The sequence below is a fragment of the Arthrobacter sp. SO3 genome (genome assembly GCF_020532825.1).
Classification (GTDB): Bacteria; Actinomycetota; Actinomycetes; order Actinomycetales; family Micrococcaceae; genus Arthrobacter.
Map to the genome: position 1 here is coordinate 1 of NZ_MQTS01000138.1, position 10,014 is coordinate 10,014.

Below are 10,014 nucleotides of genomic sequence, written 5' to 3' on the forward strand. Positions count from 1 at the left end.
GCCCCCGACGCCGTGGACCGCGCCGCCCCACCGGCCGCCCGCGCCACGGCGCCGAGGTGAGACTTCGCGCCCATGTTCGGCAACGGCATGGGCGCGAAGTGTCACCTCGGCGCTGGAAGCTGGAATACGGGTGTTCGAATAATGAGACGACTTGACCAGCATGTGGATCTCTTGGCTACGCTGAAAACATGAGCGCATCCACGATTGATCTGGCTGTTATTCCCGGCGACGGCATCGGCCCCGAGGTCACAGCCGAAGCCCTGAAGGTCCTTGAGAAGGCCGCCGCGCCCGAGGGGATCGTCCTGCAGCAGACCCACTACAAGCTCGGCGCGCAGCACTGGCTCGAAACGGGGGAGACCCTGCCGGAGGAGACGCTCGCCGATCTCCGCACCCGCGACGCCATCCTCTTCGGTGCGGTGGGGGCGGCCCCCGGCGACACCCGGATCCCGTCCGGCATCATCGAGCGCGAACTGCTGCTCAAACTGCGTTTCAGCCTGGACCACTTCGTCAATCTGCGCCCTTCCCGCCTTTACCCGGGCGTCGGCAGCCCGCTCGCCAACCCCGGCGACATCGACTTCATCGTGGTCCGTGAGGGCACCGAGGGCCCGTACGTCGGCAACGGCGGCACGCTGCGCGCCGGCACCCCCCACGAGGTCGCCACCGAGGTTTCGCTCAACACCGCCCACGGCGTGGAGCGCGTGGTCCGGGACGCCTTCCGCCGCGCCAACGACCGGCCGCGCAAGAAGCTGACCCTGGTTCACAAGCACAACGTACTGGTCTTCGCGGGCCACCTTTGGAAGCGCACAGTGGAGGCCGTGGCCTTGGACTTCCCCGAGGTGACCCATGACTACCTGCACATCGATGCCGCCACGATCTTCATGGTCACCGATCCGGCGCGCTTCGACGTGATCGTCACGGACAACCTCTTCGGCGACATCATCACCGACCTCGCCGCCGCGGTCACAGGCGGCATCGGCCTGGCCGCGTCCGGAAACATCAACATGGAACGCACGGCGCCGTCCATGTTCGAACCCGTCCACGGGTCCGCACCGGACATCGCCGGCCAGCAGAAGGCTGACCCCACCGCGGCTATCCTCTCCGCCGCGCTCCTGCTTGACCACCTTGGCTACGCCGCCGCCGCCCGCAAGATCGAAGCGGCAGTCGTTGCCGATGTCGCAGGCCGCGGCTCCGCGGTCCGCAGTACCAGCGCGATTGGCGACGCGATCGCCGCCGCCCTGTAGGGGCCCGCAGGCGGTTCCGCGGCGCGCGCCGGAGGGTCCGCTGACGGGCGTAAGCTTGTTTCGAATCACCAATATGCTGCTGTGGTCCGAGGATGAACCACGTTCACACGCCAGGCAGCCGACCGTGGAGGAACCATGACTCAGACTGCCCATGGCGTCGAATTCACCCAGCATCTTTCGGCAACCCCGAAGTCCGCTGAAGAACGTGCTGCCATCCTGGCGAACCCGGGTTTCGGCAACTATTTCACCGACCACACCGCCATCGTCGACTACAGCGTCGACGCCGAGGGCAAGGGCGGCTGGCACGATGCCCGGGTTGAGGGCTACGGCCCGATTTCCCTGGACCCGTCCGCGGCCGTGCTCCACTACGGCCAGGAAATCTTCGAAGGGCTCAAGGCCTACCGCCACGCCGACGGTTCCATCTGGACGTTCCGCCCCGAGGCCAACGCCGCGCGCCTGAACAGTTCGGCCCGCCGTCTGGCCCTCCCCGAGCTTCCGGAAGAGTATTTCCTGGGCGCCATCCGCGAGCTCGTCTCGGTGGACAGGGAATGGGTTCCCTCCGGCGACGGCGAAGCCCTCTACCTGCGGCCGTTTATGATCGCCACCGAGGCCTTCCTCGGTGTCCGCGCCGCCCGCGAAGTCTCCTTCCGCGTCATCGCCTCCCCGGCCGGCAACTACTTCGGCGGCGAGCTCAAGCCGGTCTCCATCTGGATCTCCCGCGAATACGCCCGCGCCGGCCGCGGCGGAACCGGCGCCGCCAAGTGCGGCGGCAACTATGCCGCGTCACTGATTGCGCAGCAGGAAGCCGAGGCCCACGGCTGCAAGCAGGTGCTGTTCCTGGACCAGTTCAATGACAACGCCGTGGAGGAGCTCGGCGGCATGAACGTGTTCTTCGTGATGAAGGACGGCTCCCTGGTCACCCCCGCGCTGAGCGGAACCATCCTGGAGGGCATCACCAGGATGTCCGTCATCCAGGTTGCCAGGGACATGGGCCGCGAGGTCACCGAACGCAAGATCACCCTGGATGAGTGGCGCGACGGCGTGGCCTCGGGCGACATCGCCGAGGTCTTCGCCTGCGGCACCGCCGCCGTCATCACCCCCATCGGGGTGCTCAAGGACAACACCGAGTTCATCGGCTCCGAGGCCGCGTCGGCCGGGGCGACCACCATGGCCATCCGCGAGCAGCTCCTCGGAATCCAGACCGGAACCATCGAGGACACCCACGGCTGGCTGACCCGCCTGGCCTGAGCCCGGACCCCCGGCAAGAGGCAGCGCCCGACGGCGGCCCCCACCTTCCGGTGCGGGGCCGCCGTCGTTGTTGGACTCGACGTTCGACCCGCAGAAGTCCCTGGCCACGTTCCGGACGCAGGGGCACAATATTGCCCATGACTGGACTAATTCAGGTTCGGAGCCGGCGGCCGGGCGGACCCTCTTGCTCTTCACCTGTCCGGGCCACGTGCTCCTCGGCATTATTCTGGTGCTCTCCGAACGGCGGCTGTGGGCGAGCGCCATCGCCGAGGCACTCCTGCCGGCGGTCATTGCAGTCGTGCTGCTCGTCTGACTGCCGCTTCGGTGGGAAGATGGAACTGTGATCCCGGACGACCCCCGCGCCATGGTGCGCAGCACAGAGCTGACCCGCTTCAGGCTGGCCCCCAACCCGGGGCCGATGAGCCTGCACGGGACCAACTCCTACGTCATTTCCGCCCCCGGCTCGGCCGGCACCGTCGTGGTTGATCCCGGCCCGCTGGATGAGGCGCATCTGCAGGAACTGGCCCTGGCCGGCGCCGTCGAGCTCATCCTGATCACACACCGGCACGCCGACCACACTGCCGCCGCCACCAGGTTCGCCGAACTGACCGGCGCACCCGTGCGCGCCAAGGATCCCGCCCACTGCCACGGCGGAAGCCCCCTCATGGACGGGGAAGTCATTCACGCCGCCGGCGCGGAAATCAGGGTCCTCGCGACGCCGGGCCACACCTCGGACTCGGTCTGCTTCCATTTGCCTCAGGACGGCGCCCACGGCTCGGTCCTCACCGGCGACACGATCCTGGGACTCGGAACCACGGTCCTGGACTACCCTGACGGCACCCTGGGCGATTACCTCTCGTCGCTGGACCGGCTGGAGAGCCTCGGCGCCGCCACCGTCCTCCCGGCCCACGGCCCGATGCTGCCCGCCCTCGACACCATCGTCCGCGCCTACCGGGACCACCGCGAGGACCGGCTCGCACAAATCCGCTCCGCCCTTGAGAGCCTCGGCGACGGGGCCCAGGTCACCGAGGTTGCCGACGCCGTGTATGCCGCCGTCGATCCCGCCGTGCGCCCCGCGGCGGAACTCTCCGTCGCCGCCCAGCTGCACTACCTGCGCCTGGGCGGCGGCACCCCCTAACCGGCACCCTAACCGGGCACCCCCTACCAGGCGGCGGGGAACCCGGCCCGCACGGTCTGTGCCGCCGGGGAGTCCGGCCTGGCGTCCGGCACACCCGCCGGAGACGGTACGCTTGGAGCCATGCGTATCGCCCGGTTTGTTGTTGATTCTGATCCCCTCTACGGCATTGTCGAAGGTGAGCCCGGCAGTGAGGAAGTCACTGTCATCAACGGCGACCCCTTCTTCCACGGCGTGGAACGAACCGCCGTCCGGCACAAGCTGGAGGATGTGCGCCTGCTCGCCCCGATCATCCCGCGCAGCAAGGTCATCGGGGTCGGCCGCAACTTCGTTGAACACGCCGAGGAACTCGGCAACGAGGTCCCGAAGCAGCCGCTGCTCTTCCTGAAGCCCAACACCTCCGTGATCGGTCCCAACGATCCGATCGTCCTGCCGGAGTTCTCCGAGGAAGTGTCCTTCGAAGCCGAACTCTGCGTCGTCATCAGCCGGATCTGCAAGGACGTCCCGGAGGAGCGCGTCGACGACGTCATCTTCGGCTACACCTGCGGCAATGACCTCACCGCCCGCGACGTCCAGAAGACCGACCTGCAGTGGGCCCGTGCCAAGGGCTTCGACACCTCCGCGCCGCTGGGGCCGTGGATCGAGACCGAACTGAACACCGAGGACCTGCAGATCCAGGGCCGCCTCAACGGCGAGCTGCGCCAGGACGGAAGCACCAGCCAAATGATCCGCGGCGTCCGCGAACTCGTCTCGATCGTCTCGCAGGCTTTCACCCTGCTGCCCGGCGACGTCATCATGACCGGCACTCCCGCCGGCGTCGGACTCGTCCAGGCCGGCGACCGCTTCGAGGTCGAGATCGAGGGCATCGGCCGCCTCTCCAACCCGGTCGTCCGCCGCTAGGCGGAGCAGGGCAGCAGATGAACATCCCTGGCCTGATGAGGCGCCTGGGCGGCCCCCGGGGAACCCGGGGCCGCCGTTCCTTCCTGCTCTATGCGCTGGGATCCATCGGCACGTTCACCATGGCGGCACGCGCCGTGCAGTATTTCGACGGGCCGCTCTGGCTGGCGCTGGGATTCCTGGCGGCCGGACTGGCCCTGGCCGGGCTTTACCTCGTCAGGGCCCTCTCGCGCCGGCAACCGGCGCGCGGCCGCAGGCGGTAAAGCGCGGAGCGGCAGGCGGTAAAGTTGGTGTCACTATGACTACTCCCTCCGCGCCCGACGCCGTCTCCAGCTCCGCCCCCACTGTGACCAGCGAAGTCACCGCCGATACCCCGGTCCGTGTCCGGTTCTGCCCGTCACCCACCGGCACCCCGCACGTCGGCCTGATCCGTACGGCCCTGTTCAACTGGGCCCACGCCCGCCACACCAAGGGCACCTTCGTCTTCCGCATCGAGGACACGGACGCGGCGCGCGACTCGGAGGAGAGCTACCAGCAGCTGCTCGAGGCCCTGAAATGGCTCGGCATCACCTGGGAGGAAGGCGTGGAGGTCGGCGGACCGCATGAACCGTACCGCCAGTCACAGCGCCTGGACCTGTACAAGGACGTCGTCGCCAAGCTGATGGAAGCCGGCTACGCCTACGAGTGCTACTCCTCCCCGGAGGAAGTCGAGGCCCGCCACCGCGCCGCCGGCCGCGATCCCAAGCTCGGCTATGACAACTTCGACCGCGAGCTCTCCGCGGAGCAGCTGGCCGCGTTCAAGGCCGAGGGCCGCAAGCCCGTGCTCCGCGTGCGGATGCCGGATACGGACGTCACTTTCACCGACATGGTCCGCGGCGACATCACGTTCAAGGCCGGCAGCATTCCGGACTACGTGATCGTCCGCGCCGACGGCTCCCCGCTCTACACCCTGGTCAACCCCGTGGACGACGCCCTCATGGGAATCACCCATGTGCTCCGCGGCGAGGACCTTCTCTCGTCCACGCCGCGCCAGGTGGTGCTGATCCGCGCGCTGATGGACATCGGCGTCGCCAGCTACATGCCGGTCTTCGGGCACCTGCCCTACGTCATGGGCGAAGGGAACAAGAAGCTCTCCAAGCGCGACCCGCAGTCCAACCTGTTCCTGCTCCGGGACCGCGGCTTCATCCCGGAAGGCCTGCTCAACTATCTCTCCCTGCTCGGCTGGAGCCTTTCCGCCGATGAGGACATTTTCACGGTGGACCAGCTGATCGAGCACTTCGATGTCAACGATGTGCTCGCCAACCCGGCCCGCTTCGACATCAAGAAGGCCGAGGCCATCAACGGCACGCACATCCGGATGCTCGACGCCGAGGACTTCCGCGCCCGGCTCGTCCCGTATCTGCGCACCGCCGGCTTTGTCGGGGACACCCCCACCGCCCGCCAGGAGGAGATCCTCGCCGAGGCGGCCCCGCTGATCCAGGAGCGCATCTCGCTGCTGGGCGAAGCCCCCGAAATGCTGGCCTTCCTGTTCAAGAACGACGACGCGATCGACGTCGCGGACGACGCCCGCAAGGGGCTTCCGGAGAACCTCGCCGAGGTGCTGGACGCCGCCCTGGCCGCCCTGGCACCGCTGGCCGACTGGAACGCGGACGCCATCCAGGCCGCCCTCAAGGCAGCCCTCGTGGAGGGACTCGGCGTCAAGCCGCGGCTGGCCTTCGGCCCGGTCCGCACCGCCATCTCCGGCCGGCGGATCTCCCCGCCCCTGTTCGAATCCATGGTGATCCTGGGCAAGGACTCCTCCTTGGCCCGGCTGCGCGCCTTCCGCGGCTGATGACCGCCGTGCAGTCCGGGAACCGACCCGGCGACCGGCCCGAGGCCGGGATCAGCGCGCTGGCCGCCGGCCTGGCCGGCATCCGCGGCGTGCTGTTCGACATCGACGACACCCTGGTGGACCTTGAGTTCGCCATGACGGCAGCGCTCCGTGACGTCAGCGAGCACCTCCTGCCCGGCATGGACGAGGCCGGGTGGGAGAAGTTCGGCCGGATCTTCACCCGCGAGACCACGCACTTCTACGACCGTTACCTGGCCGGGGAACTGAGCTTCAACGAGCAGCGCCTGCTCCGGGGCAGGGCCGCCCTCGGACACTTCGGTGTGGAACTGGAGGAGGGCGAGCAGGCCCACCACTGGGTCAGTTCCTACGCCAGCCTGCAGCATGGCTACATCCGCGCTTTCGACGACGTCACTCCGATACTGGACGCCCTGGATTCCGCAGGCATCCCCTATGGCGCCGTGAGCAACAACGTCCACGACTACCAGCGGGTCAAGCTGGATGCCGCCGGCCTGGCACGCATCAGCGTGCTGGTGGGCACAGACACGGTGGGTGCGGCGAAGCCTGATCCGGCCATTTACCTGGAGGGAGTCCGCCGCCTCGGCACCGGCGTGGGCGAAACGCTCTACGTGGGGGACAACCGCCTTCTCGACGCTGACGGCTCGACGGCGGCAGGCCTCCTGGGCGTCTGGCTGAACCGCGGCGGGGAACCGGCCCCGGGCTTCGCCGGCCGCGAGATCGGTTCACTGCTGGAACTGCTGGCCTAAATTCCGGTTTCAAGCCCCGGCTTGGCGGCGCGGCCAGGAACCCGGCGGTTCCGAAGCACGAAGAAGGCGCCAACCGAGCCGAGGCCCAGGACACCGAAGATCCCGAGGGCCGTGGCGGCGTCGGACTGACCCACCATGTTCGAGGGCGAGACTGCCGCGGCGCTGGCGTACAGGGTGCCGGTGCCCGCGGCAATCAGGGCGTTCCCGTCCGCGAGCTTGTCTGCGCCGGTGGACAGCTGCGAGGAACCGGACGCCAGTTTGGTGTTGCCTGCCGAGAGCTCGGAGGCGCCCGACGCCAGGGCCAGGGATCCGTTGAGCAAGCCGGGATTCGCCGGATCGGCCGGATCTCCCTTGATGCCCGCGTTAAGGGCCACGGTTCCGTCCGTGAGCCGGGAACTGCCTTCGGTCATCCTGGCGGCAGCCGTGAGGAGCCCCGGGTGTTCGGGGTCCCCCGGAACACCGTCGATGCCCGTCCGGATCTTCGACGTTCCATCTGCCAGCAGTTCCGTGCCCAGGACCACGCCGGGGCTGCTGGGGTCCCGACTGTTGAGCTTGCCGGCAAGGGTGTCAAAACCAGCCGTCAGCTTCCCGGTCCCCGCCTGGAGCTGGCCGGCGCCGGCCTGCAGGCGGCCCGCACCGGCCTGCAGCTGGGAGGCCCCGGCGTCCAGCTTCCGGGCACCGGCGGCAATCTTGGCGATCTTGTCCTTGACCGCGGCCAAGGGCACCAGGCCCTGCACGGGATCCGAGGCGGCGGCCTCCAGCAGCTCAAGGGCCTGCGCCAGGGCCGCGGTTCCCGTCCCGGCTTCGGGGTCGTTGTGGACGCCCCGGTAGCCCTTCAGCTGGACCGTTCCGGCCGCCAGCTCGCCGGAGCCTTGAGCCAGCCGTGCCGCGCCCGCATCCAGCTGCGTGGCGCCATCGGCCAGGTTGTTCTCGGCAGTGCCGGCGGCCGTGGGCGTCAGGGCAGCAGAGAGCTGCACGGCCCCCGCGACCAGCTTGTGCGCGCCGTCGTCGACCTTGTAGACGCCGGGGGCAAGTTTGTTGTTGACGTCCGTTTCAATCTTCACCGCGCCCGCGGACAGCTGGTCGGCGCCGGCCTGGAGCTTCTCGGCGCCGGGGGCCAGTTTCCCGCTGATCCTCTCATGGACCTTTTCGGCCCCGGCCGAGAGCTTGCCGGCACCGGTGTCGGCCTGCCCGGCGCCGGTGGCGAGCCTGCCGGCTCCGTCTTTGAGCTGTGCGGCTCCGGCAGAGGCCTGCCCGGCGCCTTCCTTGAGCCGGGCCGAACCATCCGTGATCCGGCCGGTGACGAGGGTGTAGAAGCCCAGAAGGGCGATGAGAAGCAGGGCAAGGATGGCGATGGCGATCTGTTGGCCACGGGTACGGGTCCTGCTGGCGGCGGCACGGCTCTGTGTCACTGTGGTTCCTCTCGACGGTGTTGCCGGCAGCGGCTTTGCTGCCGGCCCTGGGCTGTGAGGCAGCTAACACCCGGAAGATCCGGCGCAGCTGCCCGCAGCGGACTGGGGGAGGGTTGGTTACTCGTAAGTAACTTACCGAGAGTAAACTTGTCAGCGCCTGATTGGCAAGGGTTTTTCTCGTTGGGGGAGGGTGCCGGGTGCTCCGAGGGCCGTTCCGGGGGCGGCAGGGCGGCCGATTTGTGCGCAGGAAAAGTCTCGGGTAAAGTAATTACTCGTGCTGAGGCGCCGGGAGCGCGGGTTTAGACCCACGGATCCGGCCCGAAAGTTCCATTGGGATATGGTGTAATTGGCAACACTACGGTTTCTGGTACCGTCATTCTAGGTTCGAGTCCTGGTATCCCAGCTCTGAAAAATCCGCGGATTTCCGCGGCTGATCAGGGGTTTCGAATCGGCCTGCCGATTTGAAACACTTGCTGAGTGTGTGAAATAATCGCTTAGCGCGAATGGCAGAGATGCCATTCTGGAGAGTACGCGGCCCCATCGTATAGCGGCCTAGTACGCTGCCCTCTCACGGCGGTAACGCGGGTTCGAATCCCGCTGGGGTCACAGTTGAAACGGTCCCGGGCATCTGCCCGGGGCCGTTTTTCGTGTACCCATCCCGCGGCGCCGGACCGGGGCAACCCGAAGCTGGCATGATGATGCGGTGAGCTCCGACGAAACCCCCGGCCAGGCCGTTGAATTACTGGAAGCCGTCCACCGCGATCTGGCTGCAACGTCCCTGCCCCTGGCGCTGCCCGGCTCGGACGATGCCCGGCGGGACATCCGGAGCGCCGTTGCCCAGCTCGAGGACTACATCCTGCCGCGCTACCGGAGCCTGGACGCACCCCTGCTGGCCGTCGTGGGCGGTTCCACCGGCGCCGGTAAATCAACCCTTGTCAACGGACTCGTCGGGCACGCCGTCACCCGCGCGGGTGCCATCCGGCCCACCACACGCCAGCCCATCCTGCTGCACCACCCCGCCGACGGGCGCTGGTTCGAGGACCAGCGGGTCCTGCCAAACCTGAGCCGGATCCGCGGCACCGTGAACCGCGAACCACTGCCCGCCAGCCAGGCCGGACCCGCGCCGGACCCGGCCGCGGTCACCTCACTCGTGCTGGTGGCCGATCCGGCGGTTCCGCAGGGGATCGCGCTGCTGGACGCTCCCGACGTCGATTCGATTTCCGCTGACAACCGCAAACTGGCCGGCCAGTTGCTCGCAGCCGCCGACTTGTGGGTCTTCGTCACCACTGCCAACCGCTATGCCGACGCCGTTCCGTGGCGCCTGCTGCTGGACGCAGCCTCCCGGGACATCATGGTGGCCGTGGTGCTGGACCGTGTCCCCGCCGCCGCCGAAGCCGAGGTCAGGGCGGACCTGCAGTCCATGCTCAGCAGGGAAGGCCTCGGCGGGGCCCGCCTCTTCGTCGTACCGGAAGCCGCCCTGGACGGG

At 68.3% G+C, this 10,014-nt stretch carries 10 protein-coding genes and 2 tRNA genes; 11 read left to right on the plus strand and 1 reads right to left on the minus strand.

Going from position 1 to position 10,014, the window contains the following annotated elements; genetic code table 11:
* Window positions 1-188 precede the first annotated feature (188 nt).
* The 8 genes from BJQ90_RS13285 to BJQ90_RS13315 all read left to right on the plus strand — a co-directional run bounded on the left by BJQ90_RS13285 (window position 189) and on the right by BJQ90_RS13315 (window position 7,116).
* On the plus strand, window positions 189-1,241 hold the full coding sequence (locus BJQ90_RS13285) for a 3-isopropylmalate dehydrogenase (protein ID WP_226760728.1): 1,053 nt from the start codon (window positions 189-191) through the stop codon (window positions 1,239-1,241).
* 135 nt (window positions 1,242-1,376) lie between these two features.
* The gene (locus BJQ90_RS13290; protein ID WP_226760729.1) at window positions 1,377-2,489 is read left to right on the plus strand and encodes a branched-chain amino acid aminotransferase; all 1,113 of its coding nucleotides are present in this window, start codon (window positions 1,377-1,379) and stop codon (window positions 2,487-2,489) included.
* Window positions 2,490-2,673: 184 nt separating this feature from the next.
* Window positions 2,674-2,802, plus strand: coding sequence for a hypothetical protein (locus BJQ90_RS22535; protein ID WP_264197274.1), 129 nt, complete (start codon window positions 2,674-2,676; stop codon window positions 2,800-2,802).
* A 51-nt stretch (window positions 2,803-2,853) separates the two neighbouring features.
* Window positions 2,854-3,627 (plus strand): MBL fold metallo-hydrolase, encoded by a 774-nt coding sequence (locus BJQ90_RS13295; RefSeq protein ID WP_226760738.1) that lies wholly within the window; start codon window positions 2,854-2,856, stop codon window positions 3,625-3,627.
* A 120-nt stretch (window positions 3,628-3,747) separates the two neighbouring features.
* Window positions 3,748-4,524, plus strand: coding sequence for a fumarylacetoacetate hydrolase family protein (locus BJQ90_RS13300; RefSeq protein ID WP_226760730.1), 777 nt, complete (start codon window positions 3,748-3,750; stop codon window positions 4,522-4,524).
* 17 nt (window positions 4,525-4,541) lie between these two features.
* Window positions 4,542-4,784, plus strand: coding sequence for a hypothetical protein (locus tag BJQ90_RS13305; RefSeq protein WP_226760731.1), 243 nt, complete (start codon window positions 4,542-4,544; stop codon window positions 4,782-4,784).
* Between the two features lie 35 nt (window positions 4,785-4,819).
* Complete coding sequence (gltX, locus tag BJQ90_RS13310; protein WP_226760732.1) at window positions 4,820-6,352, plus strand: glutamate--tRNA ligase; 1,533 nt, start codon at window positions 4,820-4,822, stop codon at window positions 6,350-6,352.
* The gene (locus BJQ90_RS13315; protein WP_226760733.1) at window positions 6,352-7,116 is read left to right on the plus strand and encodes an HAD family hydrolase; all 765 of its coding nucleotides are present in this window, start codon (window positions 6,352-6,354) and stop codon (window positions 7,114-7,116) included. Before gltX ends, BJQ90_RS13315 begins: the two co-directional genes overlap by 1 nt.
* On the opposite strand, the gene BJQ90_RS13320 is transcribed toward BJQ90_RS13315, so the two are convergent.
* Window positions 7,113-8,528, minus strand: a complete 1,416-nt coding sequence (locus tag BJQ90_RS13320) for a hypothetical protein (RefSeq protein ID WP_226760734.1) — start codon at window positions 8,526-8,528, stop codon at window positions 7,113-7,115. The two genes, BJQ90_RS13315 and BJQ90_RS13320, sit on opposite strands and share 4 nt — an antisense overlap.
* A 331-nt stretch (window positions 8,529-8,859) precedes the next feature.
* Here BJQ90_RS13320 and BJQ90_RS13325 point away from each other — a divergent pair.
* The 3 genes from BJQ90_RS13325 to BJQ90_RS13335 form a co-directional block, all read left to right on the plus strand.
* Window positions 8,860-8,931: transfer RNA gene (locus BJQ90_RS13325), tRNA-Gln, on the plus strand.
* Window positions 8,932-9,061: 130 nt separating this feature from the next.
* A tRNA-Glu gene (locus BJQ90_RS13330) sits at window positions 9,062-9,134 on the plus strand.
* Between the two features lie 97 nt (window positions 9,135-9,231).
* Window positions 9,232-10,014: dynamin family protein (locus BJQ90_RS13335; protein ID WP_226760735.1), on the plus strand; the 783-nt coding region annotated here is incomplete at its 3' end.

Excerpts from the sequence above, each read along its gene's own strand:
- BJQ90_RS13285 (WP_226760728.1), top strand. The coding sequence starts at position 189 with ATGAGCGCATCCACGATTGATCTGGCTGTTATTCCCGGCGACGGCATC.
- BJQ90_RS13290 (WP_226760729.1), top strand. The coding sequence starts at position 1,377 with ATGACTCAGACTGCCCATGGCGTCGAATTCACCCAGCATCTTTCGGCA.
- BJQ90_RS13295 (WP_226760738.1), top strand. The coding sequence starts at position 2,854 with ATGGTGCGCAGCACAGAGCTGACCCGCTTCAGGCTGGCCCCCAACCCG.
- BJQ90_RS13300 (WP_226760730.1), top strand. The coding sequence starts at position 3,748 with ATGCGTATCGCCCGGTTTGTTGTTGATTCTGATCCCCTCTACGGCATT.
- BJQ90_RS13305 (WP_226760731.1), top strand. The coding sequence starts at position 4,542 with ATGAACATCCCTGGCCTGATGAGGCGCCTGGGCGGCCCCCGGGGAACC.
- gltX (WP_226760732.1), top strand. The coding sequence starts at position 4,820 with ATGACTACTCCCTCCGCGCCCGACGCCGTCTCCAGCTCCGCCCCCACT.
- BJQ90_RS13315 (WP_226760733.1), top strand. The coding sequence starts at position 6,352 with ATGACCGCCGTGCAGTCCGGGAACCGACCCGGCGACCGGCCCGAGGCC.